Raw genomic sequence first — 14,968 nt, forward strand, 5'->3', positions numbered from 1 at the left:
GCCCCAGGCTAGAGGCCGTGACAGCATCCCCCGGTGATGATCACTGAGGACGTTTCCGCCCTGCTGCTCGCCGCGGCCCGCAACAACGCGGACTGGTGCGACGCCGTGAGCCGCGCCCACGGGGTGCCGACCGCCTTCGCGCCGACCGTCTGGAGCGGCGCCGCGCGCACCCCCGCGCTGTATCCCGACGCGGTGTCCCTGACTCCGGGGGCCACCGCGGCCGAGGTGCTGGGCGGCGTCGACACGGCGTCGCCGGGATGCGGTGTGAAGGACAGCTTCGCCGTGCTGGACCTGGCCCCGGCGGGCTTCGAGGTGCTCTTCGAGGCCCGGTGGATCCACCGTCCGGCGGGGCCCGCGCCCGCCGGCGCGGGCGACGGGGGCCCGGCGTGGTCGCCGGTCCGCGATGCCGGGGAGCTGGCCGACTGGGAGGCGGCGTGGGCCGGCGGGGAGTCGGCCGGGCCGTTCCGACCGGAGCTGCTCTCCCCGGGGATCGTCTTCCTGGCGGGGCGCGCCGGGGGGCGGATCGTGGCCGGGGCCGTGCTCAGCCTCGGGGGCGGAGTCGTGGGGGTGTCCAACCTGTTCGCCCCGGACCCGGCCGGCGCGGATTCGGCCTGGGCGGCCGCGGTCGGCGCGGCCCACGAGCTGTGGCCGGGGCTGCCGGTCGTGGGCTACGAGCACGGGGAGGACCTCGACGCGGCCGTCCGTGCGGGGTTCGCCCCGATCGGTCCGCTCCGCGTCTGGCTCCACACGGCCTGAGCGGTCGGCCGCCGGGGCCGGCGCCCACGTGGCACGGGCCGCGGCGGCCGGTCCGGCCGCCGCGGGTGCGCCGGCTCCGGCCGCCCGGGACGGCGTGTGCCCGCGCTACCGGGGCCGGCGGCGCCGGGCCAGGTAGGCGCCGCAGAGCCCGCCGAGCAGCGCCGTGCCGAGCAGGGCCACCCACAGGGGCATCGTGACGATCGGGACGAGCAGTCGGATCTCCGTCGACCCGGTGTTCTCGAAGATGAAGACGAGGGTGAGGACCGCGAGGGCGAGGATGCCCACGCGGGCCGGGGTGAACATGCCGCGGCCCTGGGAGCCGCCCTTCGGGGCGTGGTGGGTCATGGGCCCATGATCCGCCCGCGGGGCGCCCGGGGGTCAGCTGTGCAGGGCCAGACGGGGGACGTCGTCCCGGTCGATCCCGAAGACCTGTGCGTAAAGCGACAGTTCCGCCTCCAGTGCCCTGACGATCGTCTCCGCTCGCCGGAAGCCGTGGCCCTCGCCCTCGAAGGTGAGGTACGCGTGCGGTACCGCACGGCCCCGCAGCGCGGCCAGCAGCCGCTCGGCCTGGGCGGGCGGGCAGACCGCGTCGTCCAGCCCCTGGAGCAGCAGGAAGGGGGCGGTGATCCGGTCGGCGCGGGCCACCGGGGACCGCTCGCGGCTGCGCAGGGCCAGGGTCTGCGGCGGTCCGGCCAGGCCGTCGGCGTAGTGGGATTCGAGGTCGTGGGTCTCGGCGGCGAAGGCCCGCAGGTCCAGTACCGGGTAGATGATCGCGGCGCAGGCGTACAGGTCGGTGGCGGCCAGGGAGGCGGCCGCCGTCCAGCCGCCGGCGCTGCCGCCGCGGACGGCGAGCCGGGCGGGGTCGGCGGTGCCCTCGGCGGCCAGTGCCCGGGCGACGGCCGCGCAGTCCTCGACGTCGACCACCCCCCACTGTTCGCGCAGCCGCTCCCGGTAGGCGCGCCCGTATCCGGTGGAGCCCCCGTAGTTCACCTCGACGACGCCGATGCCGCGCGAGGTGAAGTAGGCGATGTGCAGGTCCAGGGCGGGCGGGACGTGGTCGGTGGGGCCGCCGTGCGCCCACACGACGTACGGGGGCCGCTCGTCGGCCGGGGCCCGCACGGCGGGGTGGTGCGGCGGGTAGACGTGCGCGTGGATCTCCCGTCCGCCGGGGCCGGGGAAGGTCCTGGTCTGCGGTTCCGGGTAGTGCGCGGGGTCCACGGGGTCGGCGGCGTGGGCGCCGACGGCCCGGGCGTGGCCCGTCGCGGTGTCCAGTTCGACGACCTCGTAGGCGCTGCGCGGGCTCGCCGCGACGCCGTAGACGCGGGTGCCGCTGACGGCCAGGGTCGGCTGCCAGGCGGTCCAGGGGCCCGCGGCGTCGACGAGGTCCCCGCTGTCGGGGTCGAGGACGCCGAGCACCGAGGAGCCGCGGCCGTGCAGGACGGCGAGGAGCCCGCCGCCGGATCCCTCGGCGCGGGAGCCGGACAGCGGGGCCAGCCAGCTCAGCCCCGGCTTCCACAGGGCGCCGCCGAACTCCTCCTCGCGGGGGCACAGGTTGACCGCCCCGCCGCCTGCGACGTCCACCCGGTACGGGTTCCACCAGCCGCTGCGGTCGCTCACCGCGAGCAGGCTCCCGTCGGCGGCCCACGCCACCTGGGCGACGGCCTCGTCCGGGCCGCCGAGGACGGTGCGGGGGGTGCCGAGCGTGCCGTCCGGGGTCACGTCGGCGACCTGGAGTTCGGTGCCGTCCCAGGGCATCCGGGGGTGGTCCCAGACCAGCCAGGCGGCGCGCCTCCCGTCGGGGGACAGCCGGGGTCCGGTCCGGAAGCGATGCCGGTCGTCGGTGAGCTCCCGTACGGCGGTCCGGTCGTCGGCGGCCGAACCGTCGAGCGGTACGGCGGCCGTCACCCGGCGCACGTCACCCGGTCCGGGTCCGGTGAACTCCTCCAGCGCGCACCACACCTCGGCGCCGCGCAGCACCGGGTCGGCCCAGCGCAGGCCGCCCCACTCCGCCGGTCGCGAGGACAGGGGCGTCAGCGGGCGCGGCGCGGGGTTGCCGGGTGCGTCGGGTTCGTAGGCGTACATCCGCTGGTCGGCGTGGTGGACGAACACCACGAGGGGTCCTCCGGCCGGCCGTTCGGTGCCCGCCCAGGGCATGGCGCCGTACTCGGTGAACCGGCTGCGCACGTTCCACGGGGCGGGCAGCACTGATCGGGCGGCCCGTCCGTCGGCGGGCCGGCGCACGAGGGCGCGCCGGCCGCCCTCCTTCGGGCGGGGCTCGGTCCACCACACCTCGGCGCCGACGGTGCCCAGGTATTCGGGGCGGCCGTCGTGGGAGGCGGCGAGCACGGCGTCGATCGGGGAGGGCCAGCTGCCGTACGGCAGGTACGGGCCTGGGGCCGTCATCACCGGGCTCCCTTCACAGCGCGCGCAGGGCGCGGTCGAGGACGCGGACACCGAAGTGGAGGGCGTCGACGGGGACCCGTTCGTCGATGCCGTGGAAGAGGGACCAGTAGTCGAAGCCGGGCGGCAGTCGGAGCGGGGAGTAGCCGTAGCCCTTGATGCCGAGCCGGGAGAACTGTTTGGCATCGGTGCCGCCCGCCATGCAGAAGGGGACGACGTTCCCGTCGGGGTCGAAGTGCTCGACGCTCTCGCGCAGCACGGCGAAGGTGCGGCCGTCCACGGGGGCTTCGAGCGCGACCTCCCGGTGGTGGAACTCCCAGTGCACGTCGGGGCCGGTGAGTTCCTGGAGGGTGGCCATGAACTCGGCCTCGCCGCCGGGCAGGATGCGCCCGTCGACGTAGGCGGTGGCGTGGCCGGGGATGACGTTCAGCTTGTAACCGGCGCTGAGCATGGTCGGGTTGGCGCTGTTGCGGACGGTGGCCTCGACGAGCGCGCCGACCGGTCCGAGCTTGGGCAGGAAGGCGTCGACGTCGAAGCCGGGGGCGCGGGGGTTGACCGACAGGCCCTGCAGGGCGGCGAGTTCGGTGATGCACGCGGTGACGGTGTCGGTCAGGCGGACGGGCCATTGGTGTGCGCCGATCCGGGCGACGGCCGCGGCGAGCCGGGTGACGGCGTTGGCCCGGTTCGGCTTGGAGCCGTGCCCGGTGGTGCCGTGGGCCGTGAGCTTCAGCCAGGCGGTGCCGCGTTCGCCGGCCGCGATCGGGTAGAGGGTGCGGCCGGGTCCGGCGTGCACGGTGAAGGCGCCGGACTCGCCGATGCCCTCCGTGCAGCCCTCGAAGAGGTGGGGGTGGTGGTCGGCGAGGAAGCCGGAGCCGTCGACGGCGCTGTCCTCCTCGTCGGCGGTGTAGGCGATCACGATGTCCCGGCGGGGCCGGACGCCCCGGCGCGCCCAGGCCCGCACGAGGGCCAGCACCATCGCGTCCATGTTCTTCATGTCCACGGCGCCGCGGCCCCAGACCACCCCGTCCCGGACCTCGCCGGAGAAGGGGTTCACGCTCCAGTCGGCGGCCTCGGCCGGGACGACGTCGAGGTGGCCGTGGACGAGGAGGGCCTCGGCCGAGGGGTCGGTGCCCTCGATGCGGGCCACCACGTTGGTGCGGCCCGGGGTGCGCTCCAGCAGGACGGGTTCCAGTCCGGCGCCGGCCAGGCGTTCGGCCACGTACTCGGCGGCGGGCCGCTCGCGGCAGTCACCGCCGCCGCGGTTGCTCGTGTCGATCCGGATCAGCGCGGAGGTGAACTCGACCACCTCGTCGAACGCCGTCCGGTCCAGTGCTGCGTCGTCCTCGGCCACCGGGTGCATGTCAGCCATACTGCTCCTCCACGGCCGCCGAGACGACCGTCGTGACCGCCTTGAAGGTGCGGATCCCCTCGTACATGGTCCCGCTGGTGTACTCGACGCGGCGTTCGCCGGAACGTTCGACGCCGGGGACGACGGTGGCGGCCAGCGACAGGTGTTCGGCGTCGAACTCCACCTCGACGGTGAACGGGCCGCCCCGCACGGGCTCGTGGCGGACGGCGAGCGCCGTGGCCTCGGCGGCCGCGGCCCGGATGTCGGCCGCCGTGCGGGCGGGGGTGCGGCACACGGCCGCGTAGCGCGACACGTGGTCCTTGACGGCGACGGTGATCGCGTCCGGGGCGTAGCCGGCGGCGTCGACGCAGGTCAGGTCATCGCCGGTGACGAGGATGACGGGGACTCCGTACTCGGCGACGACGTGTGCGTTGAGGGTGCCCTCGCCGGCCCGCAGGCCGTTCAGCCAGACGCCGGTGATGGAGTTGGCGAGGTAGGTGTGGGCGAGGACGCCCTCGGCTCCCGCGCCGGTGTGGTAGCCGACGAAGGCGATGCCGTCGACATCGCCGCGCTGGACGCCCTCGACCATGGAGAGGTTCTTGTGGCGGCCGGTCAGCAGTTCGGCTCGGGCGTCGAGCTTCTCCAGCAGCAGGTTGCGCATGGTGGAGTGGGCCTCGTTGATGAGGACCTGGTCGGCGCCGCCGTCGTAGAAGCCGAGTACGGCGGCGTTCACATCGGAGGTGAGCAGGCCGCGGCAGCGTTCCCACTGGGGCGCGCCGGGCAGGACGTCCTCGGGCCAGGTGACGCCCGTGGCGCCCTCCATGTCGGCGGAGATGAGGATCTTCATCGGGCCCCCCGGTGGGTCGGGTCGCGGGAGGCCCACCCTAGGCCCTGGCCGGGCGATCCGCGGGGAGCGGCCGGTTCAGTCCGGCGCGGCGCACCGCGGGTCGCGCGGGGGCGGGAGGCCGGGGGCATCCGGCGGTGCGGGCCGGGGCAGGGCGGGGCGGGGTTCCGGCGGCGCGGGGCCGCCGGAATTCCACCCGAACCGGTGAGCCCCGGTGCGCGCCGCGCGAACGGCCCCGCTCAGCTCTCGACTTCGCGGGCCAGGTTGTCGAGGAGGGTGTCGTAGATGCGGGCGAGGCCCTTGGGGGCGAAGGTGCGCTCGAAGAAGCCGCCGATGCCGCCGGCGCCGTTCCAGACGGTGGCGGCGACGACCTTGGACTTGCCCTCGCCGGCCGGGGTCACGGTCCAGGTGGTGACCATGGAGGAGTTGCGGTCCTTCTCCACGAGCTGGCCGTTCGTGGGCTCGGTGACCTCCAACAGGCAGTCGCGCACGCGCTTGCTGGTGGCCTGGAGCTTCCAGTGGACGAGGGTGCCCTCGCCGTCGCCGCCCTCGCGGACCTCGTACTCGCTGAAGTGCTCGGGGAGCAGCTTGCCGCGGGAGCCGCTGTAGTCGGCCAGCGTGTCGAACACGGTCTCCGCGTCGGCCGCGATGATCCGCTCCGTGGTGGCCTCGACCTGCGCCATACCTGTTCCTCCAGCAGTTGTGATCGCTCGTCACGGCGAAGCCAACCATCTCCGGCCCGGGCTCCCAAATCCGCGCCGGTCGGCCACCGGCGCGTGCGGGCCGCCGGTGCCGGTCCGCACGATCATGGGAACGTTTGTTCTATTCTCGGGGCCGAGCCACCGAGGGAGGCGCCGATGCGCTGGGACAGCCTGACCGATGACGCAGGGGACGAGGGAGACGTGCGCACGGGCGGCCCCGCCGCGCTGTTCGGGGCGGGCGCCGTCGTGACCCGCACGATCGACACCCCGGAGTTCCGCGGGATCACCTTCCACGAGGTCCGGGCGCGGTCCCTCGTCAACAAGGTCCCGGGCGCATCACGCATGCCGTTCGAATGGACGGTCAACCCGTACCGCGGTTGCAGTCACGCGTGCGTGTACTGCTTCGCCCGCCGCACCCACGCCTACCTCGATCTCGACACGGGCCTCGGGTTCGACTCGCAGATCGTCGTCAAGACGAACGCCCCGGAGCTGTTGCGCCGCGAGCTCGCCGCACCCCGCTGGACGGGCGCGCACATAGCGATGGGCACCAACGTGGACTGCTACCAGCGCGCGGAGGGCCGCTACGGGTTGATGCCGGGCATCATCGAGGCGCTGCGGGACCGCGCCAATCCCTTCTCCATCCTGACCAAGGGCACGCTGATCCTGCGCGACCTGCCCCTGCTCCGGGAGGCGGCCGAGGTCACCGACGTGGGCATCTCCGTCTCCGTCGGCTTCACCGACACCGCCCTGTGGCGGACCGTGGAGCCCGGCACGCCGTCCCCCGCGGCCCGACTGACAGCCGTACGGACCCTGACCGACGCGGGCATCGAGTGCGGGGTGCTGATGGCCCCGGTGATCCCCTTCCTCGGCGACTCCCCGGAGCAGCTGCGGGACACCGTCCGGGCCGTGGCGGAGTCCGGGGCCACGTCCGTGACACCCCTGGTACTCCATCTGCGGCCCGGGGCGCGCGAGTGGTTCACGGCCTGGCTGGGCGAGCACCACCCCCACCTGGTCGAACGGTACGAACGAATGTACGCGGGCGGTTCGTACGCGCCGACCTGGTACCAGCGGCAGATCACCCGTCAAGTCCACCGACTGGCGGCCGAATTCGGCATCGGCCCGGGCGGTCGCGGGGCGTCCCGCCGGGCGGGGGCGGCCGGGCCGACGCCGGCGGGACCGACCGGGCGCGCCGCGGCCGGGCCGACGCAGCTGACCCTGCTGTGACCCGCGGCGCTCCCCGAAGGGTCATCACATCGGGCCAATGCGCCGCCCAATCCCGCTTTCCGGGCACGGTTTCCGGGACGATTCCGCCCAGAACCCTCGGCTGGGAGGCCCCATGCTCCACCCCACGAAGAAGCGCGCCGCCGCGAAGAGGCGCGCCGCCGTCCTGCTGTCGATCTCCGCCGTCGCCGCCGTGCTGACGAGTCCCGTGACGGCCGCGCCCGCGGACCCCGCGGCCCCGGCGGCCGCCACTCCCGGACAGGCGGCGCTGCGCTGGACCGGCTGCGCGACCCCCCGCCACCCGACGCTCCAGTGCGCCTCCCTCCCCGTCCCGCTCGACCACGACCGGCCCGCCGGGCGGCAGATCTCCCTGGCCCTGACCCGGGTGCCGCACACCGCCGCCACCTCCCAGGGCCCGCTGCTGGTCAACCCCGGCGGCCCCGGCGGCAGCGGGCGCGCCCTGGCCGGGTTCGTCGCGGCGGCGCTGCCCAAGGACGTGGCCGCGCAGTACGACGTGATCGGCTTCGACCCGCGGGGCGTCGGCAGGAGCGAGCCCACCCTGGACTGCGCCGCGGGGCACTTCAACCCCGTCCGTCCGGACTCCGTACCGCTCGACGCGGCGACCGAGCGGGCCAACCTGGAGCGGGTGCGCGCCTTCGCCGATTCCTGCCGGACCAAGCACGCGGACGTCCTCCCCCACGTCGGCACCGTCTCCGCCGCCCGCGACCTGGAGGTGCTGCGCACCGCCCTCGGGGCGCAGCGCCTGAGCTACTTCGGCTACTCGTACGGGACCTACCTGGGCGCGGTCTACGCCCGCCTCCACCCGGACCGGGTGCACCGCCTCGTCCTGGACTCCGTGGTCGACCCGGCCGGGGTCTGGTACGAGGACAACCTGGCCCAGGACCTGGCCTTCGACGCCCGCCACAAGGCGTTCCTGGCGTGGGTGGCCAAGTACGACGCCACGTACGGGCTGGGCACCGACCCGGCGCGGGTCGAGAAGCTCTGGTACGGGATGCGGGACGCGTTGCGCGGCGCCCCGGCGGACGGCAAGGTGGGCCCGGCCGAGCTGGAGGACACGTACATGCCGGGCGGCTACTACAACGGCTACTGGCCGAACCTCGCCGAGGCCTTCGCGGCGTACGTCCTGAAGCAGGACCAGAAGCCCCTCGTGGCGGCGTACGAGCGGTTCGGCGCGGTCGAGCCCTCGGCGGGCAACGGGTACAGCGTGTACACGGCGGTGCAGTGCCGGGACTCGGCCTGGCCGACCGACTGGAACGCGTGGCGCGCCGACATGTGGCGCACGCACGCCAAGGCGCCCTTCATGACCTGGAACAACGCCTGGTACAACGCGCCCTGCGCGTTCTGGCCGACGGAGTCCCTGCGGGCGCCGGACGTGACGAACTCCGAACTCCCGCCCGCGCTGCTGTTCCAGGCGACGGAGGACGCGGCGACGCCCTTCGGCGGCGCGGTGAGCATGCGGGACAAGCTGAAGGGTTCGGCGCTGGTGGTGGAGGAGGGCGGCGGTAACCACGGCATCGCCCTCAGCGGCAACAAGTGCCTGGACGAGAAGCTCGCCGCGTACCTGCGGACGGGATCGGCCGCCGACGCCACGTGCCCGGCCCAGCCCGCCCCGACCCCGGCGGCGACCAAGGCCCTCCCGCCCTCCTCGGGAGGTGCCGCCCTGCACGGCCTCCTGGGGTTCCGCCACTGACGCCGGCCCGGGCAGGATCGTCCTCATGATCACAACACCGCACGGCCCCGGCGGGATCACCCGCGTCGCCGCTCCCGAGGGCGTCGCGCCCGGCTCCGGATACAGCCACGTCGTCTGGGGGACCGGCCGCTTCGTGGCGGTCTCCGGACAGTGCGCCTTCGACGAGAGGGGCGAGGTGGTCGGCGAGGGCGACGCCGCCGCCCAGACCCGGCAGGTCTTCGAGAACCTGCGCCGGTGCCTGGCGGCGGCCGGCGCGGGCTTCGAACACGTGGTGAAGCTGACCTACTTCGTCACGGACGTCGCCCATCTGCCCGCCGTGCGCGCGGTCCGGGACGAGCTGATCGCCCCGGACCTCCTCCCGGCCTCCTCGGCGGTCCAGGTCGCGGCGCTCGTCCGCCCCGAACTCCTGCTGGAGGTGGAGGCGTTCGCGGTCCTGCCCGCCTGACCCGTCCCGGCCGACCGGCCGACCCGGGGGAACCGCGCCCCCCGGGTCGGGGCGGCTACGCGTCCGGGTGTCCGCCCGGCAGCCGGCCCAGGGCGTCCGTCGCCGCGACCGCGAGGCGCGGGTGCGACTGCGCCCGCACGAGCACGTCGCGGGCGCGGGCGTCGGCCAGCGCCCCCAGCCCCTCCACGCAGGCGAGGGCCACGCGCCAGTACGGGTCGTGCGGCGCGAGCAGGCGCGCCAGGGTGGCGATCAGGGCGGGGGCCGACTCGGGGGCGCGCAGCGCGGCCAGCAGCCGCACCGGGTGCAGGGCGTAGGCGGTGCGCAGGGAGTTGGTGGCCAGGGCCGCCGCCGCGCGGGCGGTGCGCGGGTCCCCGAGGACGGCCAGGGCCCGGGCGGCGGCCTCGCAGCGCGGCGGGTCCCGGTGGTTCAGGAGCAGCACCAGCGATTCGAATGCGCGCCGGTCGCCGGCCAGGCCGAGGCGGTAGGCGGCCAGTTCTCGGGCCCACAGCGGCCGGCCGGCCGAGGTCAGGGAGTCCGCCAGTGCGTCGCGGTCCGCCGCGAGCAGCGCCTCGTACTCCGGGGATCCGGTCGACTCCGCCCGCAGGCGCTCCAGCACGTCGTTCACCCGACCACCCTAGGGGCGCCGGCCCCCCGGTACGGGGCGTTCGGCGGACCTGGTTGATCGATGATCGATGATCGGTACATTTGGGCGTTCCAGGTCACATCTCCGCACTCTGGCGGACCAGTTACCGGCCGGTTAGAGTCACTGACACACGTACGGGAACGGCCTGGTGACGCAGCCGCCCCGGACCAGTCGGTTCACCCGCACCACCACACGGCAGGACCCCGGGACAGGGTCGTGCCGCTCCTCCGCCCGCCGCGCCCCTCCCTCAGGGCGCTTTCCGCCGGGCCCATTCCGCACGGTTTCCTCCGTACGGCTTCCGCGCGCGCCGTGCACCGCGCGCCGCCACCCTCAGTCGTCACCCTCTTCCACTGGAGTCCCGCGATGGACCGTCCGTCCACGTCCAGTCAGTCCACCCTCCGCACCGTCGCCGTCGTCGGCCTCGGCACCATGGGCACCGGCATCGCCGAGATCCTGGCCCGGGCCGGCCGTGAGGTCATCGGCATCGACGTCAGCGAGGCGGCGGCCCGGCGCGCCACCGCCGCCCTCGCCTCCGCCACGGCCCGTTCCGTCACCCGGGAACTGATCACCGAGCAGGAGCGGGAGGGGGTCCTCGCCCGGTTCCGCACCTTCACCGACCTCGCGGCGGCCGCCGAGGCCGACCTGGTCATCGAGGTCGTCCCGGAGGACTACGAGCTCAAGCACCGGCTGTTCTGCGAGCTCGACGCGATCGTGCGGCCCGACACGATCCTGGCCACCGGCACCAACGCCCTCTCGGTGACCCGGCTCGCCGCCGAGTCCCTGCGCCCCGAACGCGTCCTGGGCCTGCACTTCTTCAATCCGGCGCCCGCGATGAAGCTCGTCGAGATCGTCTCCTGCGTGCTCACCGCGCCGCCGGCCGTCGAGGCGGTCACCGAGCTGGCCCGCGAGCTCGGCAAGGAGCCCGTGTCGGTCGGTGACCGGCCCGGATTCGTCGCCGACGGCCTGCTCTTCGGCTACCTCAACCAGGCCGCCGCCATGTTCGAGTCCCGGTACGCCTCCCGCGAGGACATCGACGCCGCGATGCGCCTCGGTTGCGGCCTGCCGATGGGACCGCTGGCCCTGCTCGACCTGGTCGGCGTGGACACGGCCCGGACCGTCCTGGAGGCCATGTACGCCTCCTCCGGTGACCGGCTGCACGCCCCGGCCCCGATCCTGGGCCACCTCGCCGAGGCCGGTCTGACCGGGCAGAAGTCCGGGCGCGGCTTCTACACGTACGAGGCCCCGGGCAGTTCGGTGATCGTCCGTGATCTCCAGACCCCGCCGGACGGTTCGCTGCTCGGCGCCGGCCGCCCGGTCTCCTCGGTCGGCGTGGCCGGTTCGGGGACGATGGCGAGCGGTATCGCCCAGGTCTTCGCGCAGGCCGGCTACGACGTGGTGCTGGCGGCCCGCAGCCAGGAGAAGGCGGAGGCCGCCAAGGCCGCGATCGGGAAGTCCCTGGGCCGTGCGGTGTCCAAGGGCCGACTGACCGAGGAGGCCGCCGAGCTGACCCTGGGGCGGATCACGCCGGCCGGTTCGCTGGAGGCGTTCGCCGAGGTGGACCTGGCCGTCGAGGCCGTCGCCGAGGACCTCGCGGTCAAGCAGGAGCTGTTCGCCGGGCTGGACAAGGTCTGCCGGCCGGGCGCGGTGCTGGCCACCACCACCTCCTCGCTCCCGGTGATCGCCGTGGCCCGCGCCACGTCGCGGCCCCAGGACGTGATCGGGATGCACTTCTTCAACCCGGCTCCGGCGATGAAGCTGGTCGAGGTCGTGCGGACCGTCCTGACGGCCGACGACGTGCACGCCACCGTCCGCGAGGTCTGCGGCAAGGTGCGCAAGCACCCGGTGGACTGCGGGGACCGGGCCGGTTTCATCGTGAACGCGCTGCTGTTCCCGTACCTGAACAACGCCATCAAGATGGTCGAGCAGCACTATGCGGGCATCGACGAGATCGACGCCGCGATGAAGCTGGGCGGCGGCTACCCGATGGGGCCCTTCGAGCTCCTCGACGTGGTCGGCCTGGACGTGTCGCTCGCCATCGAGAAGGTGCTCCACCAGGAGTTCCGCGATCCCGGTCTGGCCCCGTCCCCGCTGCTGGAACACCTGGTGGCGGCGGGCTGCCTGGGGCGCAAGACCGGCCGCGGATTCCGTGAGTACGCCCGCCGGTAACCGGCCGGGCCCCGAGCAGGATGCGTGGGGAGGGTTGCTCGGGTCCGCCGGACCCTCACGGCGGACGAACCCTCCCGAGCCCAGTGCGGGCCCTCCCCCGCATCCGTCCTCCCTCCACCCCCCACAGGCGCGCTCCCCTGCGCGAATGAAGTACTTTCGCTCTATGTCCCAGCCCGCCAAGACCTCACCCCGCGCCTCCTCCGCCCCGGACGTCCCGGAGAGCGCGGCCGGCACCCGAGCGGCCGCCCAGCGGCTCAAGATGCGCCGGGAGCTGGCCACGGCGGCCATGGAGCTGTTCGCGACCAAGGGGTACGAGGCCACGACGGTCGACGAGATCGCCGCGACCGCCGGGGTGGCCCGCCGGACGTTCTTCCGGCACTTCCGGTCCAAGGAAGAGGCCATCTTCCCGGACCACGACGACACCCTGACCCGTGCCGAGGCCGTGCTGGACGTGGCGCCGGCGCACGAGCACCCGCTCGACACGGTGTGCCGGGGGATCAAGGAAGTCATGAAGATGTACGCCGCCGCCCCGTCGGTGTCGGTGGAGCGCTACCGGCTTACCCGCGAGGTCCCGGCGCTGCGCGAGCGGGAGATCGCCTCGGTGGCCCGCTACGAGCGGCTGTTCACCCGGTACCTGCTGGCGCACTTCGACGAGACCGACCACCACGACGGCAACGACGACCCGTTGCTGGCGGAGGTGGCCGCCTCGGCGGTGGTGACCGCCCACAACCACGTGCTGCGGCGCTGGCTGCGGGCCGGCGGACAGGGCGACGTGGAGGCGCAGCTGGACCACGCCTTCTCGATCGTGCGCAAGACGTTCGGGTCCGGGATCGGCGCGGGCCGCACGGCGGTCGCCGCGGCGCCGGCGCCGGCGGCGGTGCGCACCGAGGGCGAGGTGCTGGTCGCGGTGGCCCGCACGGACGCCCCGCTGGACGAGGTCATGCGGACCATCGAAGAGGCACTCAGGAACAAGTAGGCGAACTTCCCGGCCATCGGCCGGGTGGTTCCGGTCACAGCGGCCGCTCCCGGTTTCGGGGGCGGCCGTTGTCGTATGTCCAGCTTGCCCCTACTCGCGGGTAACTCTGATCGATCATCGCTCATCTGCGCAGGTCAATCGGCAAATGAGAGAAACTTTTGGCACGCGGTGCCTTGTCGAGTGACACGGGGTGCCATACGTTGAATCTCGTCCGGATGTCCCCGCGGCCCACGCCCACTCGGCACGGAACGCGCCCCGGATGCCTGCGTCACCAGGCCACCGGGCCCGCCTCACCACAGGCGGGCCGGCACCACAGCTCCGCCGGACCGACGGCACTCGCACCACCCACACCACACGCACCCCGCGCACCCGCGTATCCCTCAGCGCACCCTCACCAGCGCTCGCCGGAGGCAATACCGTGAAGGACATCCTGGACGCGATTCAGTCGCAGTCCGCCACCGCCGCAGACTTCGCGGCGCTGCCGCTGCCCGACTCGTACCGCGCGATCACCGTGCACAAGGACGAAGCGGAAATGTTCGCGGGGCTCACGACCCGCGAGAAGGACCCCCGCAAGTCCCTCCACCTCGATCACGTCCCGCTGCCCGAGCTGGGCCCGGGCGAGGCCCTGGTGGCCGTCATGGCCTCGTCGGTCAACTACAACTCCGTGTGGACCTCGATCTTCGAGCCGGTCTCCACGTTCAGCTTCCTGGAGCGCTACGGCAAGCTCAGCGACCTCAGCAAGCGCCACGACCTGCCGTACCACGTCATCGGCTCCGACCTCGCGGGCGTCGTGCTGCGCACCGGCCCCGGCGTCAACGCCTGGCAGCCCGGCGACGAGGTCGTCGCGCACTGCCTCTCGGTCGAGCTGGAGTCCTCCGACGGCCACAACGACACGATGCTCGACCCCGAGCAGCGCATCTGGGGCTTCGAGACCAACTTCGGCGGCCTGGCGGAGATCGCGCTCGTCAAGTCCAACCAGCTGATGCCCAAGCCCGACCACCTCAGCTGGGAGGAGGCCGCCTCCCCCGGCCTGGTCAACTCCACCGCCTACCGCCAGCTGGTCTCCCGCAACGGCGCCGGCATGAAGCAGGGCGACAACGTCCTGATCTGGGGCGCGAGCGGCGGCCTCGGCAGCTACGCCACCCAGTTCGCGCTGGCCGGCGGCGCCAACCCGATCTGCGTCGTCTCCTCCCCCGAGAAGGCCGACATCTGTCGGGCCATGGGCGCGACCGCGGTCATCGACCGCAACGCCGAGGGCTACAAGTTCTGGAAGGACGAGCACACCCAGGACCCGAAGGAGTGGAAGCGCTTCGGCAAGCGCATCCGCGAGCTGACCGGCGGCGAGGACATCGACATCGTCTTCGAGCACCCCGGCCGCGAGACCTTCGGCGCCTCGGTCTACGTCACCCGCAAGGGCGGCACCATCACCACCTGCGCCTCCACCTCGGGCTACATGCACGAGTACGACAACCGCTACCTGTGGATGTCCCTCAAGCGGATCATCGGCTCGCACTTCGCGAACTACCGCGAGGCCTGGGAGGCCAACCGTCTGATCGCCAAGGGCAAGATCCACCCCACGCTCTCGAAGGTCTACTCCCTGGAGGAGACCGGCCAGGCCGCCTACGACGTCCACCGCAACCTCCACCAGGGCAAGGTCGGCGTCCTGGCGCTGGCCCCCGAGGAGGGCCTGGGCGTCCGCGACCACGAGCTGCGCGCCCGGCACATCGACGCCATCAACCGGTTCCGGAACATCTGAA

General features: G+C 73.7%; 13 protein-coding genes. 7 read left to right on the plus strand and 6 right to left on the minus strand.

Translation table 11 applies throughout. From position 1 onward, the window contains the following. Nucleotides 1-36: 36 nt before the first annotated feature. Entirely contained in the window at nucleotides 37-756 is a 720-nt protein-coding gene (locus ACZ58N_RS15135; protein ID WP_471159256.1) for a hypothetical protein, read from the plus strand. A gap of 105 nt (nucleotides 757-861) precedes the next feature. On the opposite strand, the gene ACZ58N_RS15140 is transcribed toward ACZ58N_RS15135, so the two are convergent. The 5 genes from ACZ58N_RS15140 to ACZ58N_RS15160 form a co-directional block, all read right to left on the minus strand. Next, nucleotides 862-1,101: a DUF1049 domain-containing protein gene (locus ACZ58N_RS15140; protein WP_471159136.1), complete on the minus strand. Its 240-nt coding sequence runs from the start codon at nucleotides 1,099-1,101 to the stop codon at nucleotides 862-864. 33 nt (nucleotides 1,102-1,134) lie between these two features. Continuing rightward, nucleotides 1,135-3,159 carry a S9 family peptidase gene (locus ACZ58N_RS15145; RefSeq protein WP_471159138.1) on the minus strand — a complete coding sequence of 675 codons (2,025 nt, stop codon included), beginning with the start codon at nucleotides 3,157-3,159 and terminating at the stop codon, nucleotides 1,135-1,137. A gap of 13 nt (nucleotides 3,160-3,172) precedes the next feature. Continuing rightward, the gene (locus tag ACZ58N_RS15150) at nucleotides 3,173-4,516 is read right to left on the minus strand and encodes a M20/M25/M40 family metallo-hydrolase (protein WP_471159258.1); all 1,344 of its coding nucleotides are present in this window, start codon (nucleotides 4,514-4,516) and stop codon (nucleotides 3,173-3,175) included. Nucleotide 4,517: 1 nt separating this feature from the next. Beyond that, the gene (locus ACZ58N_RS15155; RefSeq protein WP_471159140.1) at nucleotides 4,518-5,351 is read right to left on the minus strand and encodes a M55 family metallopeptidase; all 834 of its coding nucleotides are present in this window, start codon (nucleotides 5,349-5,351) and stop codon (nucleotides 4,518-4,520) included. A 236-nt stretch (nucleotides 5,352-5,587) separates the two neighbouring features. After that, nucleotides 5,588-6,031 carry an SRPBCC family protein gene (locus tag ACZ58N_RS15160; protein WP_471159142.1) on the minus strand — a complete coding sequence of 148 codons (444 nt, stop codon included), beginning with the start codon at nucleotides 6,029-6,031 and terminating at the stop codon, nucleotides 5,588-5,590. A 174-nt stretch (nucleotides 6,032-6,205) separates the two neighbouring features. On the opposite strand from ACZ58N_RS15160, the gene ACZ58N_RS15165 reads away from it, so the two are divergent. From ACZ58N_RS15165 to ACZ58N_RS15175, 3 genes are all read left to right on the plus strand, one after another. Beyond that, nucleotides 6,206-7,273 (plus strand): Rv2578c family radical SAM protein, encoded by a 1,068-nt coding sequence (locus ACZ58N_RS15165; RefSeq protein WP_471159144.1) that lies wholly within the window; start codon nucleotides 6,206-6,208, stop codon nucleotides 7,271-7,273. Between the two features lie 112 nt (nucleotides 7,274-7,385). After that, complete coding sequence (locus tag ACZ58N_RS15170; protein ID WP_471159146.1) at nucleotides 7,386-8,981, plus strand: alpha/beta hydrolase; 1,596 nt, start codon at nucleotides 7,386-7,388, stop codon at nucleotides 8,979-8,981. A gap of 25 nt (nucleotides 8,982-9,006) precedes the next feature. After that, nucleotides 9,007-9,426 carry a RidA family protein gene (locus ACZ58N_RS15175; RefSeq protein ID WP_471159148.1) on the plus strand — a complete coding sequence of 140 codons (420 nt, stop codon included), beginning with the start codon at nucleotides 9,007-9,009 and terminating at the stop codon, nucleotides 9,424-9,426. 55 nt (nucleotides 9,427-9,481) lie between these two features. On the opposite strand, the gene ACZ58N_RS15180 is transcribed toward ACZ58N_RS15175, so the two are convergent. Next, nucleotides 9,482-10,051 (minus strand): HEAT repeat domain-containing protein, encoded by a 570-nt coding sequence (locus tag ACZ58N_RS15180; RefSeq protein ID WP_471159150.1) that lies wholly within the window; start codon nucleotides 10,049-10,051, stop codon nucleotides 9,482-9,484. Nucleotides 10,052-10,432: 381 nt separating this feature from the next. On the opposite strand from ACZ58N_RS15180, the gene ACZ58N_RS15185 reads away from it, so the two are divergent. The 3 genes from ACZ58N_RS15185 (at nucleotide 10,433) to ccrA (ending at nucleotide 14,967) form a co-directional block, all read left to right on the plus strand. Further along, nucleotides 10,433-12,235 carry a 3-hydroxyacyl-CoA dehydrogenase family protein gene (locus ACZ58N_RS15185; protein ID WP_471159152.1) on the plus strand — a complete coding sequence of 601 codons (1,803 nt, stop codon included), beginning with the start codon at nucleotides 10,433-10,435 and terminating at the stop codon, nucleotides 12,233-12,235. Nucleotides 12,236-12,398: 163 nt separating this feature from the next. Further along, nucleotides 12,399-13,211 carry a TetR family transcriptional regulator gene (locus ACZ58N_RS15190; protein ID WP_471159154.1) on the plus strand — a complete coding sequence of 271 codons (813 nt, stop codon included), beginning with the start codon at nucleotides 12,399-12,401 and terminating at the stop codon, nucleotides 13,209-13,211. Between the two features lie 418 nt (nucleotides 13,212-13,629). Further along, complete coding sequence (ccrA, locus tag ACZ58N_RS15195; RefSeq protein ID WP_471159156.1) at nucleotides 13,630-14,967, plus strand: crotonyl-CoA carboxylase/reductase; 1,338 nt, start codon at nucleotides 13,630-13,632, stop codon at nucleotides 14,965-14,967. Nucleotide 14,968 lies beyond the last annotated feature (1 nt).

The organism is Streptomyces sp. NPDC040432 (genome assembly GCF_055595445.1).

Excerpts from the sequence above, each read along its gene's own strand:
- ACZ58N_RS15135 (WP_471159256.1), top strand. The coding sequence starts at position 37 with ATGATCACTGAGGACGTTTCCGCCCTGCTGCTCGCCGCGGCCCGCAAC.
- ACZ58N_RS15140 (WP_471159136.1), bottom strand. The coding sequence starts at position 1,101 with ATGACCCACCACGCCCCGAAGGGCGGCTCCCAGGGCCGCGGCATGTTC.
- ACZ58N_RS15145 (WP_471159138.1), bottom strand. The coding sequence starts at position 3,159 with ATGACGGCCCCAGGCCCGTACCTGCCGTACGGCAGCTGGCCCTCCCCG.
- ACZ58N_RS15150 (WP_471159258.1), bottom strand. The coding sequence starts at position 4,516 with ATGCACCCGGTGGCCGAGGACGACGCAGCACTGGACCGGACGGCGTTC.
- ACZ58N_RS15155 (WP_471159140.1), bottom strand. The coding sequence starts at position 5,351 with ATGAAGATCCTCATCTCCGCCGACATGGAGGGCGCCACGGGCGTCACC.
- ACZ58N_RS15160 (WP_471159142.1), bottom strand. The coding sequence starts at position 6,031 with ATGGCGCAGGTCGAGGCCACCACGGAGCGGATCATCGCGGCCGACGCG.
- ACZ58N_RS15165 (WP_471159144.1), top strand. The coding sequence starts at position 6,206 with ATGCGCTGGGACAGCCTGACCGATGACGCAGGGGACGAGGGAGACGTG.
- ACZ58N_RS15170 (WP_471159146.1), top strand. The coding sequence starts at position 7,386 with ATGCTCCACCCCACGAAGAAGCGCGCCGCCGCGAAGAGGCGCGCCGCC.
- ACZ58N_RS15175 (WP_471159148.1), top strand. The coding sequence starts at position 9,007 with ATGATCACAACACCGCACGGCCCCGGCGGGATCACCCGCGTCGCCGCT.
- ACZ58N_RS15185 (WP_471159152.1), top strand. The coding sequence starts at position 10,433 with ATGGACCGTCCGTCCACGTCCAGTCAGTCCACCCTCCGCACCGTCGCC.
- ACZ58N_RS15190 (WP_471159154.1), top strand. The coding sequence starts at position 12,399 with ATGTCCCAGCCCGCCAAGACCTCACCCCGCGCCTCCTCCGCCCCGGAC.